Here is a 21,816-nt window from a genome sequence, read left to right on the forward strand (position 1 = left end):
TCCAATCTTGATTAAGAATTCAATTCCTTTAGGATTTCGGCTCCCAAAATATAGTTATCCCCGGCACCAATCGTAATAAAAATATCCCCGGGTCTTAATTTTTCTGAAACAAATTTCTTTGCATCCAAGACCTCATTAAAGAAAAAGACATTTTTATGGTATTTTTTTGTCCGGGTAAAAAGGAGCTCGGCATCTACCTGCCCCTGATATTGCTCTCGCGCAGAACTAAAAATCTTGTGCAAAATCACCATCTCGGCATCTCCGAAACAAGAAGCAAATTCTTCCAAAAGAGCCTCGGTTCGGGAATAGGTATGAGACATAAAGTCTGCAATTATCCGTCTTTTCGGATAAAATTGACGTAAGCCGCTCAATAAAGACTTAATGGCCGTGGGATGATGTGCATAGTCATCGTAAACCAAGATATCCTTAGATTCTATCTTGCCTATTAACTCGGTACGCCTCTTTGCTCCGGCATAGGAAGATATAGCCTTTTTTATGGCAGAAACATTGGCCATAGAAATTTCGCCGTATTCTTCTTTTAAAAGACTCACAGCGAGGGCTGTTGCAGCCGCTGCATTTAAGGCATTGTGCTTTCCCGGAATCTGAAGATAAAACTCTCCCGAAAAACCGGCAAGAGAAAAATATAGTTTTTCATCTCGGACGCCCAAAACGGTAAGTTTATAATCGCCCGTAGCCTTTTCCCCATAGGGAATAAAGATAAGATCGGGCCTGCTCGAAAAACTTAAACGGGCAGCCTCGCAAGCGCCTTCATCATCTGCACAATAAAAAAGTTCGCTAAATTGCGGAAGCCTGTCTATATACTGCAAAAAAGCAGTTAATATAGACTCATAGGCCGGATAATAATCCTGATGGTCAGACTCAATACCCGTTAAAATTATCTTTTTTGGGTAAAAGTTTAAAAAATGCCTTTTATATTCGCAAGTTTCGGCAACAAAGTATTTTGAACCTGCAAGCATCGTGCATGAATCGCCGAAACTCTTTATTATGCTTCCGGCCAGTACCGAAACCGGCAGCTTTAATTCTTTTAAGATAGACCCCGTAATGCCCGTTGTACTTGTCTTTCCCTGAACGCCTGCAATGCCGCAAGAATAGGAATGCCGGGACAAGGCCCCTATTGCTTCAGGATATGACATCTTAGGGAGGTCTCTTTGTTCTATCTCATACATTTCTTCATTATTTTCGGGAGAATAGGCAGCCGAATAGATAACAAGCCCCACACCATCGGGGATATTATCGGGAGAAAACGGAGAAAAAATATCTATATTAAGTTTCTTTAAAGCAGTATCAGTATAAAAATTTTCAGGCACATCACTTCCTGAAACAACAGCTCCCCGCGAAACCAAAATTTCCGCCAAAGCCGTCATTCCCGTACCCTTAATACCGATCATATAAATCTTAAAGCCTTTTAAATTATCGGGTAGAATAACTTGACACATATATATATAATATTCTATATTCTGTTTTTTAGCAATAGGGTTTTAAACATGAGCCGAAACAAGAGGTGCCTTATGAATACGGATAAATTCAGTACATGGCTGGATGCCTTTATAAATTATGAAAGAAATGCGCATAAGAATGAAAATAATCTCAAAAAAATGAGGAAATTCGCCGATTTTTTTGGCAATCCTCAAGACGATTTTTTATCGGTGCATATTGCAGGCTCAAAGGGAAAGGGTTCCGTTTCTGCCATGATTGCATCCATCTTAAAAGAAGCCGGAAAAAAAACAGGCCTTTACACCTCCCCTCATGTGTCGGACTTTAGAGAGAGGATGACCGAGGCCGGAAGCTTCTTTGATGACGAGGCCTACTCTTCTGCTTATAAAAAAATTATCGAAGGCTTTGATGCCATCCTCAAAAAAGAGCCGGAAATAGACCCGGGCTGGTTCGAAATAGTTACGGTTACCGCCTTCTTGCTTTTCAGTATGCAAAAAACGGATTGGGCCGTTATCGAAACAGGTATGGGAGGAAGGCTGGATATGACCAACATCCTAAAACCAAGCGCCTGCGTTTTAACGCCCATTGAGCTTGAGCACACCCAATATCTTGGAGACACGATAGAAAAAATAGCCTTTGAAAAAGCAGGAATCATCAAGCAAAACACTCCCGTCTTTTGCTGTAAGCAGCCTGATGAGGCATTAAGGGTCTTTAAAAAAAGAGCGGCCGAGCTGAATGCGGAATTTTTTTATACCCCCGAAATCGTAAAAGAACCTGTGAGCTACAGCCTTTCAAAGGCGGGCTTAAAAATAGATATTAACTTTCAAGATTCGCATCATTTAAGCAAGCTGTTTAAAAGACCTATCAGTGCAAACTTAAAACTCCTTGACTGCATTCAGGCGGAAAATGCTGCTCTTGCAGCCTCTACAATCAAATATCTATTTCCCGAAATGGATGAAGCAATTATCGAAAGGGGACTTTCAAAGGCGTGGCTCCCTGCCCGCTTTGAACTTCTTTCGGATAAGACTGAAATTATAATCGACGGAGCCCATACAAAAAACAGCATAGCTCTTTGCATGAGCACCTACAATGAACTGGTAAAAGAAAAAGGAACCCTCATCTTTGCCTGCGCAGAAGACAAAAACGTGAAGGACATGGTGCCGTTTTTTAAGGATCATTTTACAAAAATACTTGTCACGATTCCGGGAGCGGCAAAAAAAAGCAATCCCGATTTAAGCTACAAAGCCTTCCAAGAAGCCCTAAAGGGTTCGGCATGTATTATAGAAAAAAATGCAGACTATGAGGCCGTAATAAAAAAAGAAATTATCGAATCTCGCAAAAAAAACAGTCCTCTTTTGATTACAGGATCATTTTATCTGGCGGCTGAAGCGAAAAGGATACATACTCTTTTGGATCATCAAGCTTAAAGTTTTTTTTAGGCTCAGGGAAGGAAAGACATACGGCATATAGCTGCAAGGGATAGGAGTGCTCATCTATTTTTTCTTGCGGAAAATCTTTGAACTTTCCGTTGTATAAGGGGTCTCCGTAAATAGGCAGCCCTATGGAAGCAAGGTGAGCCCTTACCTGATGCCTAAAGCCTTGATTTAAGGTACATGTTACCATCGGAATGGAATTATCCTTAGGCGGAAAATTAGTTATTTCGATAATATTGGTCGTATAGATTTTTGCTGTAGAACAAAAATCTCTCATACCGTAAAAAACCGGAAGGACCTTTTTTCCCTTGGGGCCGTAGCTTCTAAACTGGCTTGAAATTCTATACGGAAGGTTAGACTGAGAAAAATCCGGATTTAAGTCCGCATCTCTGTCAACGTCCGTAAAAGCGGCATATGTTTTTTTTATCAAATTATTTGCCTGCATTAAATTTAAGGCATCATAGCTTTCTTGATTTTTTGCAATCAGCACCAAGCCGCTTGTTGCCGTATCGAGCCTGTGAATAAGGCCGGCTTCAATATCCTTTTTACCCCTTACCGAAGAAGCTTCAGGACATCTTTTTAAAAACCACGAAACCAAGGTTCCTTCTTCATTTTCTGCGAGAGGAGCAGTAGGCATTCCGCGTGGTTTATATAGAACGGCATAAGCTTCATTTTCAAAAACCGCCTCAGCTTGGAAAGAAAATTCACAATTAATCAGCATAGAGCCTCCCGTATAAGTATTTGTTTAAAATCATTCGGTATAGGTGCCGTAAATTCTTTTTTTGAATTTACGGCTTGAGGAATTACAAGCTTATAAGCGTGCAGCATCATAGGAGTATCTTTTCTTTTGCCGTAAACCTTATCGCCTGCAACAGGGCAGCCCATAAATTTTGCATGCAAACGGATTTGATGGGTGCGGCCTGTGTAAATTCTAAAAAGAACCAAGGACATCCTTCCGTTGGACTTCAGCACCTTATATGATGAAAGAGCCTTCTTTCCCTTAGACAAGTCGGCAGAGGCCCTAAATTTTTTTCTGTCTGAAGAAGATCGAAAAACCGAAGTTTTTATCCGGCCCTTGGTTTTAGGCGGAGCACCGTCAAGGATTGCAAGATAATATTTTTTTACCATCCTCTTTTTAAAAAAAGATTTTAAAAGTTTTTCGGTTTTTAAATTTCTTGCTGTAATTATAAGCCCTGAAGTTTCCTTATCCAGACGGTGGACAATACCCATGCGGTAAGGATCTGAGGGAAAACTCTCAATATTTTTAAAAAAACATTCTTGCGGCAAAAAATCTTCTTGGCTCAGCAAACCGCTAAGAATTATTGAAAACTCATCCTTGATTTTGGAATCATAGAGCCTGTAATAATTTAAGGCATTTACAAGGGTATTATCCCAATTTCCGCCTGCAGGATGGGTTACCATTCCCCTTTCCTTGTTTATAACCAGTATGTTCTCATCTTCATAAATTACCCTTAGAGGTATTTTTTGAGGCCCGGCATATTCGGGAACCGGATTATCCCAAACAAGCTCAATCAGGTCCCCGTTTTGAACATTGCGGGAAAGTTTAGCTTTTTGTGAATTTACATGGAGAGACTTTAGACCTGTCTTTAATTGAGAGCGGCTTAAATTTTTTAGCCTTTCTGTACAATAAACATCAATCCTGCAAGGAGAGACAAGGCCTTCAACCTTAAATTTTTCGGATATTGATCTACAAACAAGACTTTTACCGGGAGCCATCGGCATCCTCAGCTTTTAAATTTTCAGCTTCCTCAAGGTTTAAACTTTTATTTTCTTCAAGCGGAATCAAAACGATAGCTGCATCTTCATTTTGTTGCTCAAGTTTTTTTTCATTAGCCCTTTTAATTGAGCGGTAGGTTAAATCGATAACGGCAACAGCCAAAGAGATTCCTATAGCCGTAAAAAAAATATTGCGCTGCTCTTTTTCGGTAAGTTTTACTGCAATTTTGGCATCTTTAATCGGCCACGGATTATAGGCAGGATCACCCTTATGTATGATTGAACGGCTTATGTCATAGGCCCAAAAGGACAAAAGCGAAACAAAGGGCAGGGCTCCGAAGGTTATAATCTCAAAACGGCGCAAATCCTTTTGCCACTGCTTAAATTCCTCGGCTCCATAGGGGTCGGGAGTTCTTGAAACCTTGGAGTCATCCGCATAAATGGGGAAAACCGAAAAAAGAGAAACAAAGAAAATCAAACAAGCAATTTTTTTTGTATGCTTCATTTATTTATCCAAAGAAGAGATTATATCAGATAAGAGCAAAAAATCATATAGGGTCAAGGACTCGGCTCTTAAATTTCCGTTTAATTCGGCTTTTTGTAAAACAAGCTCGATCTTATCCCCATATCCGTTTGATTTCATCCACCCCCCCAAGTTATTTTTTATATTTTTTCGGCGCGAAGAAAAAAGGGCCTTTACTATTTTGATAAAAAGCTTATAGTTTTTATATTCAGCAAAATCTTTTTTTGCCTTAAACAAGACAGTTGCAGACTCTACATTGGGTTGGGGCCAAAAGGCTGAAGCGGGGATTGTCTTTAAAATTTTGCACTCATAAAACAAGGAACAAAGCACCGAAAATGCCGTATAGTTTTTTTGATTGGGCCTTGCAATAATCCTTTCGGCAGCCTCTTTTTGTACTGTAAAAAGCATGGTATCAAAAACAACTCCGGCTTCTACCGTAGAAGCAATCAATTCGGAAGCTATGTTATACGGAAGATTACCGAAAAAGATATCGGGTTTCCCATGTTCTTTTAGATAAGGGAGCCAGTTTTTTTGAACATCTCCTTCGATAAGAGTAAAATTCCGCCCTTTTTCCGAAAAGATTTTTTTTAAAAGGGAGATAAAGCCCTTATCTATTTCAAAGGCTGTAAGAAAAGCGCCTTTTTCTAAAAGAAGAGCAGCCATAGCTCCGAGGCCAGGGCCTACCTCCCAAATCCTTGTTCCCTCATCGATATCCAAAAAGGAAACCAGGTTCTCACGGGTCTTTTTATCGATCAAAAAATTTTGTCCGAATTTTTTTTGCATGGCAAAACCCAGGCTTTCTAAAAGAGCCTTGAGTTCTGCCGGAGAGTCATAATTTGGAAGACCTAAAAAAGCCCCGGATTCCATCAAAACAGCATCCTATTCGCACAAGATGGCGTAAATCTCCATTGGATCGGTAGAATTTAAGAGGCGGCTTTTAAGTTCGTCATTACGCAGCTTTGCGCTAAAATGAGAAATAGTCTGCAAATAATAATCGTGCTGGTTGTTTGCAGCGGCAATCATGAAGACCAGCCGTACGGGATTCCCGTCAATAGCATCAAAATCTAAAATATCCCTCTTAGAAACACCCACAGCCATAACCAAGTCGGTTACGGAAGAAAGCCTCACATGGGGAATGGCAATTCCTCTTCCTACAGCCGTTGACATAAGGGCTTCCCTCTTTAGTATGGAATCCAAAAGCTCGGCAGAATTTTTTACCTGAGGAGCCTTAGCCAAAACTTCAGCCATCATAACCAAGACGTCATGTTTTGAAGCATAATCTAAAAGGACAACCCTATCGGGCGACAAAACATTTTCCGTTGCTATTTTATGCTGTTTAGGAGCTGAAGTTTTTGAAGAGGCTAAGCGCTCATCCACCCAGCTTTCAATATCATCTTTTTTAAAACGCCAGACCGTCCCGATCTTTCCGGCAGGTATTTCACCCTTTTGCGCCCACTCGTAGACGGTTCTTTCGGAAACACGCAAATAACGGGCCACTTCTTCAATAGTCAAAATTTCGCTTGCCAATAATCCACCTCACTAAATATTTAAACTCAATATACTAAAAAACAAAATGAGCTCAAATATTTTGCACTAAATGTACGAATATGTCAAGATATGGCTCCGTTTTTTACAGCCTTCGCCAATTCTCTTCCTCTTTCTTTTAATATGCGTTTATCTTCATCGCTTATCTTGCCCTGCCATTCATGGGATTCGATATTGGTCCACTTAAATTTTTCGATACGGGTTTCATACTCTTTTTTGGCGCCTCCAACCCAGCCCCAGCTTCCTATACGGAATACCTTTTTATTGACAAAGTGCTTTCTTTCAAAGAGGTCAAGAATATGAGCCATAGGCGGGAACATCTTGTATTCGTATGTCGGCATAGCCAGCAAGAGCCCTGCCGAGCGATAAGCCTCGCCTAAAATAAAGGTTGCGTCAGTATCGGGTATTCGGTAAATCGAGTATTCAACACCCTCTTCATTTATGCCCTCAATAACCGCATCCAAGCCGTCCTTGGTGTAGCCGTACATAGAGCCCCAAATAATGCAGATAGTTTTTTCCAGCCCGCTTCCGTCTCCGGTATTGTAATCTGCAAATTTTTTATAGAGGTTTACGATTCTGGCAGGATTTCCCCTCCAAACCAAACCGTGACTCGGGCAGATAAATTTAAGCTCAAGGGAACCGAGTTTTTCTATACCCTTGTTTACAAAGGTACTGAAGCTTGCAACAATGTTGGCGTAGTACCTGAGGGCCTCGTTTTCAAAAAATTTAAGCTCATCTTCCGTGTGCTGATCATCGAATATTTTTTCGCCTATGCAGCCGTAAGAACCGAAGGCATCGCAGGAAAATAAAATTTTATCGTCCGGGTCATAGGTCATCATTGTCTCGGGCCAGTGGATATTGGGAGTTTCATAGAAGACGAGCTTTTTTCCTCCGCCTAAATCCAAAACCTCTCCGTCCTTTACGGCCCTTACCCCCTCTTTTATCTTAAAAAAGTTTTCGACAAGGGCGGCCCCCTTCGTAGAAGCCAAGATTTCGGCTCTTGGGTTTTCTTCCCTTACAAGATTGATAAGGTCGGCATGGTCGGGCTCAAGATGGTTTAGGATTACATAATCAAAAGAAGAAAAAGAAAGTCCTATGGATTCCAGCTGCTTTCGGTAAGAATCTACCGAGCCGTCCCAATCCTTTACGATATCGATAAGGGCTGTTTTTTCACCCCTTACAACATAAGAATTTATAGAAACGCCGTGAGGCAATAGCCATATGCCTTCAAAGCGTGCAGTTCTATCATGAATATCGGCATGAATACAATATACGGTTTCTGTCAGTTTTTTTGCTTCCATAAAAATTAATACCTCCATAAAATAAAAGCTGCGGATTAAAAAGTAACCCGCAGCTTAAATATATCATAAGAAATGCATTTACTCAAGAGAATTAAGTTTATTTTTGCTCCTTGTTTTGCTTTTCCTTAATCTCGTCAGCCTTTCGGCAGGCATGAAAATGCCCCTTTCCTATATCCGTCAAAGAAGGTTCTTCCATAGAAGAACAGGTTTCATCCGCATAGGGACATCTTGTATGGAAGCGACAGCCTTGCGGAATGTTTGCAGGAGAAGGAATTTCTCCCGAAATGGGGAGTTTTTTAATTACCTCAAGCATTCCCGGCTTAGGCTCAGGAACAGCCTCAATCAAGGCCTGAGTATAAGGATGCATGGGGTTATCTATAACATCATCGGCATCACCCATCTCGACAATTCGGCCAAGATACATAACCGCTATTCTGTCGGTAAAATACCTTGCAGTTGAAAGGTCATGAGTAATATAAAGATAGGTAAGCCCCAGCTTCCTTTGAACGTCCCTCATCATATGAAGAATTTCGGCACGGGTTGAAAGGTCAATCATCGAAACAGGCTCATCGGCAACTATAACCTCGGGGTTTAGGATAAGGGTTCTTGCCGTAGCTATACGCTGTCTTTGACCGCCCGAAAGCATGTGAGGATACCTTGTCATAAATTCCTCAGGCGGGTTAAGCTTTACTTCCGAAATTGCCTGTATGATTTTTTCATCATTTTCTGCCCTGGTTCCCTTAATCTTGTGGATAATCAGAGGTTCCTCCATTACATCCCTTATTTTAAAACGAGGATTCATTGAAGCATAAGGGTCTTGGAAAATCATCTGTACACGGCGGCGGTAAACGGCCGTCTTTTCCTTATCGCTGTTTGTAACATCTTCTCCATTGTATAGGATTGTACCTTCGGTAGGCGTGTGAAGCTTCATGGCTATCTTTCCTATCGTAGTCTTACCGGAGCCGGATTCCCCTATAAGCCCGAATATTTCACCCCTCCTTAGACGCAGGGTAACATTATCTACGGCCTTTATTTTTTTTGCCTTTCCCTTAGAAAGACTTTGGACCAAACCTTGATGGGGCTCAAAATATTTTTTTATATTTAAGAGTTCAAGAACATAGTCATTAGGATCTATCTTTTTTTCGTTATCGCTCATTTTACACACCTCCAGCATGCTACTTGATGTCCCGGTTCAACCTCAATAAGCGGAGGTTCAACTTCAAAGCATTTATCCATTGTACAATGGCACCTCGGATTAAAGCGGCAGCCCTTAGGCGGAGAAATAAGATCCGGCGGAGTTCCCGGAATATAGGAAAGCTCGCTCACTCTCTTTCTCAAAAGAGGCGTTGCCTGTAAAAGCTTTTGTGTATACGGATGCAGAGGCTCCTTACCGTATATCTGCTCGTTAGTTCCAAGTTCGGCAATTTTTCCTGCATACATAACACAAATTCTATCCGAAATCTCGGCTTCAAGAGAAAGATCATGGGTAATAAATATAAACGAAAGCTTAAATTTTTGTTTTAATTCTTTTAAAAGATTTATGATCTGGGCCTGAACGATAACGTCGAGGGCTGTGGTAGGTTCATCCAAGATAACAAGTTTAGGCTTTAGGAATAAGCCGCTTGCTATAACAACCCTTTGCTTCATTCCTCCTGAAAGCTCGTGAGGATAGCGGTTTAAGACCTCAGGCGGAAGACCTACATAGCCAAGGTATTCTTCCATAAGATCTTGAGCCTCTTTATCGCCCATTTCCTTATGTTCCCTTAAGGTCTCAAGCATCTGCTTTCCGATTGTGTAAACCGGAGTCAAACTGTTCATAGCGCCTTGGAAGACCATCGAAATTTCCTGCCAGCGGACATTTTTTCTTATTTCCGAATCGGAAAGGGGAACAATATCCCTTCCATTGATTATAATTTGAGAATTCTCTTCTACCCTGCCGGGAGGAGAGGGCATTTTAAGCAGAGCCATACCGGTTGTGGTTTTACCGCAGCCCGATTCGCCTACAAGCCCAAGCGTTTCACCGGCATGGAGCTGAAAACTCACATCATCCAAGGCTTTTACTATACCTGCGGAGGTGTGATAGTACAATCTCAAGTTTTTTACGTCAAGAACTACTTCTTTATTTTCCATATTAAAACCTCCTTACCTTGTCCTTAGTTTAGGATGCAGAATCTTATCCATTGCAAAGCCTAAGAATGCGAATATCATACCTAAAAGGGCTATAAAAAGGCCCGGAGGAATAATCCACCACCATAGGCCGTTTAAGGTTGCGCCCGAAGTCTGGGCATCGTGAAGAATTTGCCCCCAGGTTACAATAGAAGGATCTCCCAAACCTAAAAGAGAAAGAGAAGATTCAAAGATAATTGCACCGGGTACAGAACTTGCCATAATTGCAAAGGAGTAAGGTAAAAGAAGAGGAGCGATATGTTTAAGGATGATTCTCCATTTTCCGGCCCCTAAGGCCTTTGCAGCCTCGATATAGGTTTCTTCTTTTATCTGCAAGGCCATGGATCGGACAGTCTTTACCGAACCGGTCCAGCCGAAGATAATAAGGGCTAGGATTATCATCCATATACTCGGTTTAAAAACGGCAGCAGACACAATCAATATAGGAATGATTGGAACAGATACTACTATTTCAAAGATGAACATCATAACCGTATCAACCTTTCCGCCGAAGTAGGCACTTATAATACCGTACATAACTCCTACCAAAACCGAAATAATACTTGCTACAAGACCTATTAAAAGAGCCCATTTTAAACCGGCCATAACACCCGAAAAAACATCCCTTTTATTTAAGTCGGTACCCAAAAGCCCCGAAACGGAGCCGGGAACTATCACTCTTGGATTTTCAATCTTGTTTGCCTGATTATTTGCAACATCTTTCGGAACAACGAATTTAAAAACATATTCTCCTTTTAAAGGCTTTTTATCCCTGTACATAGTCTTTGAAGCTTCAGAGAACAAAAGCTGAACAGGATTTGCATTTCCCGAGGTGGAAGTTGCACCATAAGAGGCTGCAAATTGCTGCATCGTGGATTTCGCATCTGTTAAAACAGAAAAGCGGCTATGATGATCTTTTAAATTTCCTTTTTGAAATACCCCAAGCTCTATATGACTGCCATCCGGACGGATAACATCCATACTCATTATTACATCACCTGTAAGTTCAGCCCTAAAAATAATGTTGTTGGGATTTTTATCATATTTATAGTTATATTTAAAGCTATATACTACAGCAGAACCGAAATGATCCGAGTTTTCTTCCGTTATTTCGGCTTCAGTAAGCTGAATCGTCCTAGCCGACTTTTTTGAACTAAAAAGTTCGGACCATATGGGAGGAGCGGAAGCAGGATTATCTTCCCAATACGAAATATTATGCCAATTATCGTTCGTTCCTTTAAAAGGTAAAACAATAGGTTCAAGTATAATCAAAAGTACAAGTAAACCCAAAAGAACTATAGCAACTATACCTATTTTTTCTTTTTTAAAGTCATCCCAAAATTCTTTAAATCTATCAATGAAATTCTGCATCATGCCTTGCCTCCAACTTTTATACGCGGGTCTAAAAAGCCGTAAATCAAATCAAGAATTATAAGACCTGCTTGATAAAGCCCTGTAGTTATAGCTAAGTCGCCCATTAAGACAGGGATATCGTTTTGCTGAACAGCGATCCAATACAGCTGACCTAGTCCCGGCCAAGAAAAAATACCTTCAAATATAATACTTCCTGACATTGAGGCCAAAAATGATAATAAAATCATTGTCACCAAGGGAGGGGCACAGGTGCGCAAAGTATGACCGTGAAGAACCTTCTTTTCAGGGATGCCTCTAGCCCTTGCACTCATTATAAAATCTTCCTGTAAGGTACCTAATACAAGGTTTCGGATAACATAAGCCGTACTCCAAAAACCTAAGAAAACCAAGGTAAGAATAGGAAGAGCAAGATGCTTAATTCTATCAAAAACAAACCAAATTCCTTCCGGAACGGGAACCGAGTTTACTCCTCCCGATGGAAAAATCGGAATGGTATAAACAAACAAAAATATTAAAAGCATTGCAAGCCACCAGCTGGGCATACCGTAAATGATAAGGGTGATCAAACTTGTTACCTTATCTAATTTGCCTCCCGGCTTTTGGGCTTTTTTTAAACCCAAGGCTAAACCAATCAGCGTATTAATTACGAAGGCAGTTGTAAACAGGAGAAGGGTCCTGGGGATTGCCTCACCGAGTATTTTAATAACATCTTGAGAACCGGTTAAGGATTTAATCGTTGTCGATTTACCAAAATCAAAGGTCAGAACCCTCTTTGCGTTATTTAAAACACGCTCAACTAGGGGTCTGTCTAATTTATATTGTTTAATAAGGGTTAATTCTTGGTCTTTACGCCACATCATTATCTGTTCGGCAGTCATATTTTTTAGACCCTTTGCTTCAGCACGGACTATTTCGGCTATCTGGCTGCGCTGAACCTTTTCATTTATCTGATTAAACAAAAAAGAAAAAATAAAAATAAGAATGGAATATATTATTACACCGCGTAAAATACGTTTAAGTGCATACCACTTGTACATAAAAGTCTCCTACAAAATTTAGGCTTGAGCTCAAGGCACGCGGCCGTCAAAACGGCCTTGCCGGCTTTTTCGGCAAAACGAGTATTTTTATTTTGCCGGTTTTAAAAAAGCCGAAAACGCCTCAAAGCCCTTTAGGGCTTCGAGGCATCTCGATTTAAACTAAAATCTTAACCTTATTTAAGAATTGTAAGGCTTGCCGAATTAGCTGAAGGAGGCTCATCAGAGATCGAGGTTAATACGACCATTATGTACTCTACGCCTTTTTCAAATGTAGCTAAGTCGGAGGCAGGTACGGTAATTGTGAATTTACCGCCACCTACTGATTTAGCAGGATAAACCTTTTCTCCGCCTGAAGGAAGCTGGAGACGGCCTTCAACATTTCCCTTATCTAGAGGTACTCTTTCAACTTCAGGATATGCATACTTAGAAACCGTAACTTCAAATACGGCATCCTTGTCGGCTGAAGGCGCCACAGGAGCCTTGATATATTGAATTTCGGTAAGATCTGTTCTAAACATATTCGGGAAGTAGTCGCTCTTATAGGGATACTTATCGAAGTTTGTCAATACAACGGAGCTTGTTATAGGATCGATTTTTTCGAACATTAAGGGGCCTGTTGTAATATAAGCATTTCCGTATTTTTCGATAAATGCAATAGAAGCCTTGTATCTCTTAACTACATAGTCTTCATTTACAAAACCCTTCAATGACTCAGGAATGTGCTTTGAAGCAACAAAGTCTTCCAATTTAGCCTTAATATCTGCAAGACAGTCGGGATTTTTAACGTTTGCTTCAACACCGCGCTCTCCTCCGTCCTTTGCAAAGTTATAAACCGTTCCGCTCTTTGAGCCGTGTACTACAATTTCTGCCAAGGCTTCATAAATTTCCCAAGGAACGTTTGTTCTTCGTCCGGGGTTAGCAGCCTTTACGCTTAAACCGCCTACACTTATGGCTGTGTCTCTGGGGATAGGAGCATGGAAATAGTTACTATATGTAGTAATTGATCCATCTTTATTAAAGACTATACCCTTTGTGTTTTTAAGACTGGGAAGGGTAACACCGCTTAAAGGAGCATCATAGTAGAGGTCTCCATCTCCGTCTTTGATAGCCCACTCATAGGCAAATGCAAATGAATATCTAACATCATTAAGATCGACAGGTTCTCCGTGATGCCAGTAATAGCCGTCCACAAGTTTACCTGTTGCAGCTGTTGCAACTGACTGTCCGGATTTGGCAGGAACCCATTTTTTTGAAGCTGTGTCATACATAACAGCTTCAGCAGGAACGGGAATATCACCGCCCATTTCAAGCTCATCATCGCCTTCAGGTGTTTTATTTCCGGTAGATACGAATTTGGGAGCAAATTTTGCATTTGCAACATCAACAGTTGACATAGCAAATTCCGAGCGTCCTACAGCAGGATTGTCAAAGTTTGCAGCATCAGTAACGGTATTTGTAAAGGCAGAGCTATAAGTATCGCTAAAGCCCTGACCGCCTACAGGATCCCATTCAGACATAAATAAAGAACCTTGAGCCGAGAACTGTAATACCCGCAAAACTCTCTTGCCCTTATAGGGGCCGTCAGCATCGGGCTTAACATCTGCACATCTTACAGTCCAGCCGTTAAAACCGTCAGAGGTTCCATAGAAGAGGCGTGAGTTAAATCTTGCCTTGTTAGCAACATAAAGGTCGTTTTGTGAAGCAACATAGACACGAACAGCCTCTTCCATTCCCATAGCACACATTTCGTTAGTTTCTTTAAAGAATTCTTCGGCAGTCAGATACTGTCCGTAAGCAGCCTTTTTACCTAAAACATCAAGTTTCTCGTTTGTATAATTCCAGAATTCGGCTTCTCCGCCTCCGGGCATATAGCCATAGAAGGGAGTATACATCTGGCAAAGAGGAGTTTCCCAAGTTACATAGAAACCGCCTGAGCCCCAGCCTTCAAGATACATCGTCCAATCATAGTTAGCAGGATTTCCTCCGTAAACAAGGGCACCGGCTGTTTTTCGATCACGCTCAAATGGTTCAACTGTAAGACCGGCTTTTTCGATTTGAGCATGGATATAGCGGGCTGCAGGAAGACGTCCCGTAGGATCGTCAACACGCATTATGGACTTAATAGAAACAGGTTTACCTTTGTACATCCATTTTCCGTTTTCTTTTACAAGTTTTCCCTTGTTTTCAGCCAAATCTGAAGCTTTTTTCATAGCAGCTTCAATCATATTTATGGCTTTTTGTTCATCGCCTGTTTCGGTGATACCGAATTTGGAAGCCAAAATATTGTAGCGGTATGCTCCGGGAAGACCTACAGTACAGGGAGTGTACATAGGAGAGCCTTCGCCCAAAAGAAGTTCGTCTACCAATTTTTTTCTGTTGATTAACCAGTTAAAGGCATATCGGACTTCCTTGATGGCAACGGGATTAAACATTTCCTCACCAGCTTCAGTCTTCCATACGTAAGGAGCCTTGTTAGGGATGGGGTTAAATAGAATAGACCAATAACCAGTCGAAACAGGATAAACATCTATCTTATCTCTGTCTTCATCGCTTAAACCTGACAAAAGTACGGGCGGAACAGAGGTAAACATGAGATCGGCCTTTCCCTCAATAACATCTTTTAAGGCAACTGTCTGGTCGGTACTTACAGAGTAGATAACCTTATCCACATAGGTACCGTTTTTTACCGGGCTTTTGCCGCCTGCGGCAGTTCCGGCGCCGCCTCCGCATGCAGTAAATACCAAAGCCACTGCAAGCATACATGATAAAAATTTAATAAAAGTTTTCATTAAATTCCTCCTGTTGTTTTTTAACCGTGTTTTTATAAAACACTCTCCAATATTAAAGCACATATTTTTCCATTTGTCAAATATTTTTTCTATATTTACCGTTTTTTTTTGTCTTAATCTTTACACATTCATTATTTTATGATACAATACCGAGCGGTGATTTTTATCACCGACAAAAATACTTGGAGGACACTATGAAAAAATTTATGGTGCTAATTGTAACACTTGTGCTCGCTTTTTCCTTGATCGCATGCGGAGGAAACAGTACAGCAACAACTAAGACAAACGAAAAACCAATCGTTATCGCTACAGCCGAATTTAACGGAGATTTTTATTCAGGCTGGACAAATTCGGCTTATGACAACGATATCCGAATACTGGTTTGGGCATTTGGTCTTATCGAAGACACTCCGGAAGGTCAAATAATCGACTCTCCCCTAGTTGCCGAAAAGAAGGTAAGCGATGACCTTCTAACATGGACTTACAAACTTGTAAAGGGTGCAAAATTCCATAACGGTGAGGCTTTAACTGCAAGCGATGTAAAATTTACCTATGAGTTTTACATGGATACCAAGGCTTTGGGCGATACAGGCGGAACTTCAACCATTAACGATTATGTTGAAAAAATCGATATTGATGAAGCTGCAAATACCGTAACTTTCCATCTTAAAAAGGCAAGTTACACCATCGACACAGCCGTATTCGGTTACTACATCTTCCCGGAAGAAACCTTTAAAAAGGGAGCAAAGGAAGAAGGTCTTACCGTTCAGCAATATGTTAAAAAGAACATATCAAAGCCCATCGGTTACGGCCCCTACAAGATGGTCGAATACAAAGAAGGCGAGTATGTTAAATTGGAAGCCTTTAAAGACTACCTAGGAAAAGCCCCCGCTATTAAGGAAGTTATCGTTAAGGTTGTTCCCAGCGAAACTGAACTTGATCAGCTCATGCAGGGAGAGGTAGACATGCTTACACAACAGGGACAGGCTGAAAAAATCGATGCAGTAAAAGACAAGCCCGGTTTTGCTTATACAAACTACTATAGGCACGGAGGAGGAACAATAGCCTTGCACTGTAACTTCGGCCCCACAGCCCTTACTGAAGTAAGACAGGCTTTTGCCTATGTTCTTAACAGACCGAAAATTATCGAGCTTTTCTTAGGCCAATATGGTATTGCATCCAACGGACCCTATTCCAAAAACGACTGGGTATTGTGGGATGATGATGAAAAAAACCTTATAGGTACTGCTGCCGTAGGTAAATTTGAAAGCACATTAACCAGCTATGATATCTTGGATAAAGACGGTAAATTCGATGAAGCTGCAAACATTGCAAAGGCTAACGAACTCCTTGATAAGGCTGCTGCAAGAACAGACGGTGATTATGCAAAACTTACAGGTAACGCAAAATCAGGCTATCTCTGGGAAGGAAAACCCCTTGAAATCAAGGTAACTTACACACCTTTCTGGTCGGATACATACAACCTAGTATTTAACGAAGCCTATGTTTCAAAGCTAGCTTTTAAAGTATCGTTAACAGGTCTTGACTGGCCCGTAATGTACAGCCACTGGACAGGAGACACCGAAGAAGAAAGAATGTACCACGCTTTTGTAGGCGGTGTAAGCTATGTTCTCAAAGCCAATCCTAAAGCTGACTATGGAACAAAACTTATTATGCCCTGGGGACAGGCTTCAAGCAACAATGTAATGTTCTCGGGCGGTTCTTCCTATACCCCTGCAGAATGGGATCAGCTTCTTGACGACATCGAAAATGCTCACCCCGTAACGGGAAGAGATGAGTATAGGGCAAACTGGAGAAAATTTGTAGTAGCAATGAACAAAGAAGTTCCTGTTATTCCCGTTTACTCAAATAATTATTTTGACTTTTTCACAGATAAGCTCGAAAACTTCCATACAAACGCTTTGTGGAGATGGGCAAGAGCATTACCTAATGCTAACTGGAAAAAATAATTAGGGCATTACTGATTGTTTAATTTAATCATAAGACCTCTTGTTTATTTTTAATCGGGAGGTCTTATTTTTTACCTAAAGGAGATTTTATGGCAAATAATAGTGTCAGCGGTTCAAAGTCGCTGTTTGAAATCCTTTTTCCATATATTCGATATATCTTCAAGCGTTTAGTATCAATCATCCCCGTATTAATAATTATGTCGATTGCGATCTTTATACTTATTAACCTGATGCCGGGAGACCCTATTCTGGCGATGCTTGATCCGGAAAAGACCAAGGCTATGACACCTGAAGAAAAAACGCTTTATGTAGAAAACATGAGAAAATTTTTAGGATATGATAAAGGGCCCATTGAAAGGTATTTTTTATGGATGGGAGATACATTCAGGGGAGAATTCGGTTATTCGGTAAAATACAATAAACCGGTAAATGAATTTATCGGAACTTATATAGGAAGATCTTTTAAAATAAATATAAGAGGCTTTCTTTTAGCCTTTTTAATTTCAATTCCGCTTGGAATTACGGCAGCCGTAAAAAAGAACAGCTTTTTTGATAAAATCGTAACGGTGCTTACAATAATAGGAATATCTCTGCCTTCGTTTTTTTTGGCATTGCTTTTAATTATGATATTCGTTATTTTTATGAAAATTCTGCCTTTTTCCGGGATGTCGGATCCAAGAGGAATTCTGCCTGACTGGCATTATATAATACTGCCGGTAACAGTAGTTGTTCTTACCTCCCTTGTAGGTCTTATAAGATACATAAGATCAGCTATGATAGAAATCTTAAAATCCGATTATATAAGGACGGCAAGAGCAAAGGGTCTTGCAGAAAAGATAGTTATATATAGACACGCCTTCCAAAATGCATTGATACCGGTTGTTACCCTCATAGGTTTATACATCCCCGGTCTTTTCGGCGGTTCTATAGTTGTCGAAAAAATATTCGCTTACCCAGGAATGGGATTACTGATGAATTATGCATACGGCTTTAAGGACAGGGCTGTATTGCAGACTGTTCTATTGTTTTTTGGGCTTCTTACATTATTAGGAAATATATTTATAGATGTAGGATATATGATTGTAGATCCGAGAATTCGGGAAGGAAAGGTTTAAAAATGGCTAACGAAGACAAAAATTTCAGCGAAAAAGATGAGGTTATTCTATCCCCGACACAACAAATAAGGATCAAATTCAAAAATAACAGGCTTGCAATGATAGGCTTTTATATGTTTGTTACTATAGTTCTCCTTGTTATAGTAACGCATTTTTACACCAAATTCACAGGCTATGACTTTGCAAAAACCGATCCTACATTGAGGAATAATCCCCCATCTTGGGCACATCCGTTCGGAACAGATAAATACGGAAGAGACACCTTTATGAGAGTTCTTGAAGGCGGATGGATTTCTTTACAAGTAGGTTTTTTATCCACATTTATGGGAGTAACTATAGGTTTAACCATGGGTGCAATTGCCGGTTTTTTCGGCGGACGGGTTGATAATATTATTATGAGGCTTATAGAAATACTTTCCTCATTCCCGTTCTTAGCGATTGCCTATACAATTTCGGCAATATTCAGAGAAAGTCCGCCTGAGTTTAGACTCTATGTAATAGTTATAATCTTGGGACTTCTAAGCTGGACAGGTTTAGCCCGATTAATCCGAGGCCAAATCCTTGCGTTAAGGGAGCAGGAATTTATTGTCGCAACGAGGGCCTTAGGTATAAAAAGACGGAACCAAATTTTACGCCACCTTGTTCCTAACGTATTGCCGACTGTTGTAGTATCGGCAACCCTTACCTTTGCTTCCTCAATTTTAACCGAATCTTTCTTATCATTTTTAAACTTATCTGTAACCGAACCTATTCCGACATGGGGAGCTCTTTTATCCAAGGCTGCAGAAAACAGCACAAACCTTAGAGCCTTTTGGTGGATTTGGGTATTTCCCGGAACAATGCTCTTTTTGTTTATAATGAGTATAAATCTCGTAGGCGAAGGGCTTAGAGATTCTATCGACCCGAAAGCCGAATATACAACAAAAAAACAGAGAAAAGAAGCCAGGGCCAGACGCAAAGAAGAAAAGGCTCTTGTAAAACAAGCTAAACAAGCGGTAAAGGAGGCGGCTATATGAAAAAACCCCTGCTTGAAGTTAAAAATTTACATACATACTTTTTTACAAACAAGGGTACGGTAAAAGCCGTTCAAGGTGTAGATTTTACTATTGAAGCCGGTAAAACCTTAGGAATAGTAGGAGAATCAGGTTCCGGCAAGTCTATTACTGCATTCAGTATTCTCAATTTATTGGAATATCCCGGACGCATTGTTCAAGGAGAAATAAATTTTGAAGGAAAAAACCTTGTAAATTTCGGCAAAAAAGAAATAAGAAAGATAAGGGGTAACGACATATCCATGATATTTCAAGAACCCATGACCTCTCTTAACCCTGTTCACAGGGTAGGCAGGCAGCTTAGTGAACCCTTAATCCTTCATCAGCATATGTCGAAAAAAGAGGCTTGGAATGCCGCCATAGATCTTTTGCGGGAAGTAAAAATCCCCAATCCTGAAAACGTAGTTTATAACTATCCCTTCCAGCTTTCGGGAGGAATGAGGCAGCGTGTAATGATTGCCATGGCATTAGCCTGCGAACCACGCCTTTTGATAGCTGACGAGCCTACAACAGCCCTTGATGTTACGATACAGGCCCAGATCTTTAAGTTAATGAACGATTTAAAGAAAAAACACAACACAGCCATCATGTTTATAACCCACGACTTGGGAGCTATTGCAGAATTGGCCGATGATGTTGCCGTAATGTACACAGGAGAAATCGTTGAAAGAGCCCCTGTAGATGTTATCTTTGACCGAAAAACTCAATTCTCTCATCCCTACAAGGAAGGCTTGCTTGAGTCAATTCCCCTCTTGGATGAAGAAGTAGAATATCTCGCTCAAATTCAAGGAAGCGTACCCCATCCTCTTAAACTTCCCAAGGGATGCAGATTTTCGACAAGGTGTGAGTATGCAACCGACAAATGCCGAAACGAAAAGCCCGAATTGGTTGAAGTAGAAGAAGGACACTTAATCAGATGCTTTTATCCGAAATCAGGAGGTAGACATGAGTAAGATATTATTGGAAACTCGCGGCCTTAAACAGTATTTTCCTACGGGCAAAACACGGAATGAGAGGAAGAATCTCAAAAGAATCGCCAATGAAGCAATAGATCTTTATAAAAAAACATTTAATGCCGAGGCGGATATACATCAGCTTGTCGATATGCATAAAAGCGGTAAGGATCTCGGCAAGGAGCTTACAGACCTCGTTTTGGACTATGAAACATACTCGGCTCTGCACGGTCAGCACCTATGCGTAATAGCCAATGACGGTATAGACCTTGTTATATACGAAGGAGAAACCGTAGGCCTTGTAGGCGAATCAGGCTGCGGAAAATCAACCCTAGGACGAACAATCCTCAAGCTATATAAGCCTACTGCCGGCGAAATCTTTTTTGAGGGTGAAAACATTACAAATTACAGCGTAACTCAAATGATGCCCTTACGAAAAAAGATGCAGATTATCTTCCAAGACCCCTACTCCTCTCTTAACCCTAAGATGACTGTAGGTCAGATCATAGGTGAAGCCCTGCTTGAACATGGAATGTTCAAAAAGAAGGATCCCGAGTATGAAAAGTATGTAAAGAAGATAATGAATACCTGCGGTTTGGCAGACTACATGATTTACAGATATCCTCACGAATTTTCAGGCGGTCAAAGACAGCGTATCGGTATAGCCAGAGCCTTGGCCTTGAAACCTAAATTCATAGTATGCGATGAGGCTGTTTCGGCCTTGGACGTTTCGATCCAATCCCAGATCATCAACCTTCTCAATGACTTGCAAAAGGAATTCCACCTATCCTATTTGTTTATTTCGCATGACCTTTCGGTTGTAAAGCACATAAGCGACAGAATAGGTGTTATGTATTTGGGGAATATGGTCGAATTTACCGATAAGAAAGAATTATACGCTAATCCTCTTCATCCTTATACAAAGGTTCTTCTTTCGGCAATTCCCGAAACTGACTTGCAGAAGATGAGGACAAAGAGGCGAATTCTATTGGAAGGAGATATCCCGTCCAACATTATTACGCCCACAGGCTGTAAATTCCATACACGGTGCCCTATTGCAAAGGATATATGCAAACGCGAAATTCCTCAATTTAAGGAAGAAAAACCGGGCCATTTTGTAGCCTGTCACTTTAGCGGAGCCGAACTGTAATGTTTTTTAGAAATAATGAACATAGCTTAAAATCCGGCAAACGGCAAGCTATAGAAGAAATGGAAGAGCTAAATGAGCTTAGAGAAAATCATCCTCTCGAAAAAGGAGATTTTCTTGCAATAATAATTGCAGCTTTTACTACCTTAGTGCCTATTGTTGCAATTTGCCTTTTAGCCTACTACTTTATATCGATGTTTTTATTCGGTTAAAGACTAA

General features: G+C 40.7%; 19 protein-coding genes. 7 read left to right on the plus strand and 12 right to left on the minus strand.

Translation table 11 applies throughout. The features are described 5' to 3' along the window. Positions 1–11: 11 nt before the first annotated feature. Positions 12–1,457: a UDP-N-acetylmuramate--L-alanine ligase gene (gene murC / locus E4O07_RS08050; RefSeq protein ID WP_253684944.1), complete on the minus strand. Its 1,446-nt coding sequence runs from the start codon at positions 1,455–1,457 to the stop codon at positions 12–14. 72 nt (positions 1,458–1,529) lie between these two features. Between murC and E4O07_RS08055 the strand changes: the two genes are divergently transcribed. Then, a complete protein-coding gene (locus E4O07_RS08055; protein ID WP_253684945.1) occupies positions 1,530–2,882 on the plus strand; it encodes a bifunctional folylpolyglutamate synthase/dihydrofolate synthase in 1,353 nt (450 codons plus the stop codon). Here E4O07_RS08055 and E4O07_RS08060 read toward each other — a convergent pair. From E4O07_RS08060 to E4O07_RS08110, 11 genes are all read right to left on the minus strand, one after another. Further along, positions 2,815–3,609: a pseudouridine synthase family protein gene (locus tag E4O07_RS08060; RefSeq protein WP_253684946.1), complete on the minus strand. Its 795-nt coding sequence runs from the start codon at positions 3,607–3,609 to the stop codon at positions 2,815–2,817. The genes E4O07_RS08055 and E4O07_RS08060 overlap by 68 nt on opposite strands. Continuing rightward, a complete protein-coding gene (locus E4O07_RS08065) occupies positions 3,603–4,625 on the minus strand; it encodes an RluA family pseudouridine synthase (protein ID WP_253684947.1) in 1,023 nt (340 codons plus the stop codon). Before E4O07_RS08065 ends, E4O07_RS08060 begins: the two co-directional genes overlap by 7 nt. Beyond that, entirely contained in the window at positions 4,612–5,130 is a 519-nt protein-coding gene (locus E4O07_RS08070) for a hypothetical protein (protein WP_253684948.1), read from the minus strand. The genes E4O07_RS08065 and E4O07_RS08070 overlap by 14 nt, the downstream gene beginning before the upstream one ends. Beyond that, positions 5,131–6,015 (minus strand): 16S rRNA (adenine(1518)-N(6)/adenine(1519)-N(6))-dimethyltransferase RsmA, encoded by an 885-nt coding sequence (gene rsmA / locus E4O07_RS08075; RefSeq protein ID WP_253684949.1) that lies wholly within the window; start codon positions 6,013–6,015, stop codon positions 5,131–5,133. Between the two features lie 12 nt (positions 6,016–6,027). Further along, positions 6,028–6,675, minus strand: coding sequence for a PTS sugar transporter subunit IIA (locus E4O07_RS08080; protein ID WP_253684950.1), 648 nt, complete (start codon positions 6,673–6,675; stop codon positions 6,028–6,030). A gap of 83 nt (positions 6,676–6,758) precedes the next feature. Beyond that, the gene (locus tag E4O07_RS08085) at positions 6,759–7,994 is read right to left on the minus strand and encodes an FprA family A-type flavoprotein (RefSeq protein WP_253684951.1); all 1,236 of its coding nucleotides are present in this window, start codon (positions 7,992–7,994) and stop codon (positions 6,759–6,761) included. Between the two features lie 97 nt (positions 7,995–8,091). Then, a complete protein-coding gene (locus E4O07_RS08090) occupies positions 8,092–9,150 on the minus strand; it encodes an ABC transporter ATP-binding protein (protein WP_253684952.1) in 1,059 nt (352 codons plus the stop codon). After that, entirely contained in the window at positions 9,147–10,124 is a 978-nt protein-coding gene (locus E4O07_RS08095) for an ABC transporter ATP-binding protein (RefSeq protein WP_253684953.1), read from the minus strand. Before E4O07_RS08095 ends, E4O07_RS08090 begins: the two co-directional genes overlap by 4 nt. A 12-nt stretch (positions 10,125–10,136) precedes the next feature. Next, a complete protein-coding gene (locus E4O07_RS08100; protein WP_371921971.1) occupies positions 10,137–11,531 on the minus strand; it encodes an ABC transporter permease in 1,395 nt (464 codons plus the stop codon). Beyond that, complete coding sequence (locus E4O07_RS08105) at positions 11,531–12,571, minus strand: ABC transporter permease (protein WP_253684955.1); 1,041 nt, start codon at positions 12,569–12,571, stop codon at positions 11,531–11,533. Before E4O07_RS08105 ends, E4O07_RS08100 begins: the two co-directional genes overlap by 1 nt. Positions 12,572–12,744: 173 nt before the next feature. Beyond that, positions 12,745–15,360, minus strand: coding sequence for an ABC transporter substrate-binding protein (locus E4O07_RS08110; RefSeq protein ID WP_253684956.1), 2,616 nt, complete (start codon positions 15,358–15,360; stop codon positions 12,745–12,747). A gap of 194 nt (positions 15,361–15,554) precedes the next feature. Here E4O07_RS08110 and E4O07_RS08115 point away from each other — a divergent pair, with 194 nt between their 5' ends. The 6 genes from E4O07_RS08115 (at position 15,555) to E4O07_RS08140 (ending at position 21,809) form a co-directional block, all read left to right on the plus strand. Beyond that, positions 15,555–17,330 (plus strand): ABC transporter substrate-binding protein, encoded by a 1,776-nt coding sequence (locus tag E4O07_RS08115; RefSeq protein WP_253684957.1) that lies wholly within the window; start codon positions 15,555–15,557, stop codon positions 17,328–17,330. Positions 17,331–17,419: 89 nt separating this feature from the next. Next, positions 17,420–18,445 (plus strand): ABC transporter permease, encoded by a 1,026-nt coding sequence (locus E4O07_RS08120; RefSeq protein ID WP_253684958.1) that lies wholly within the window; start codon positions 17,420–17,422, stop codon positions 18,443–18,445. Positions 18,446–18,447: 2 nt separating this feature from the next. Next, complete coding sequence (locus tag E4O07_RS08125; RefSeq protein ID WP_253684959.1) at positions 18,448–19,461, plus strand: ABC transporter permease; 1,014 nt, start codon at positions 18,448–18,450, stop codon at positions 19,459–19,461. Then, positions 19,458–20,450 carry an ABC transporter ATP-binding protein gene (locus E4O07_RS08130; protein WP_253676954.1) on the plus strand — a complete coding sequence of 331 codons (993 nt, stop codon included), beginning with the start codon at positions 19,458–19,460 and terminating at the stop codon, positions 20,448–20,450. Before E4O07_RS08125 ends, E4O07_RS08130 begins: the two co-directional genes overlap by 4 nt. Continuing rightward, positions 20,443–21,600, plus strand: coding sequence for an ABC transporter ATP-binding protein (locus E4O07_RS08135; RefSeq protein WP_253684960.1), 1,158 nt, complete (start codon positions 20,443–20,445; stop codon positions 21,598–21,600). Before E4O07_RS08130 ends, E4O07_RS08135 begins: the two co-directional genes overlap by 8 nt. Continuing rightward, the gene (locus E4O07_RS08140; RefSeq protein WP_253684961.1) at positions 21,600–21,809 is read left to right on the plus strand and encodes a hypothetical protein; all 210 of its coding nucleotides are present in this window, start codon (positions 21,600–21,602) and stop codon (positions 21,807–21,809) included. Before E4O07_RS08135 ends, E4O07_RS08140 begins: the two co-directional genes overlap by 1 nt. Positions 21,810–21,816 lie beyond the last annotated feature (7 nt).

This window comes from Treponema sp. OMZ 798 (assembly GCF_024181385.1).
Lineage (GTDB): Bacteria > Spirochaetota > Spirochaetia > Treponematales > Treponemataceae > Treponema_B.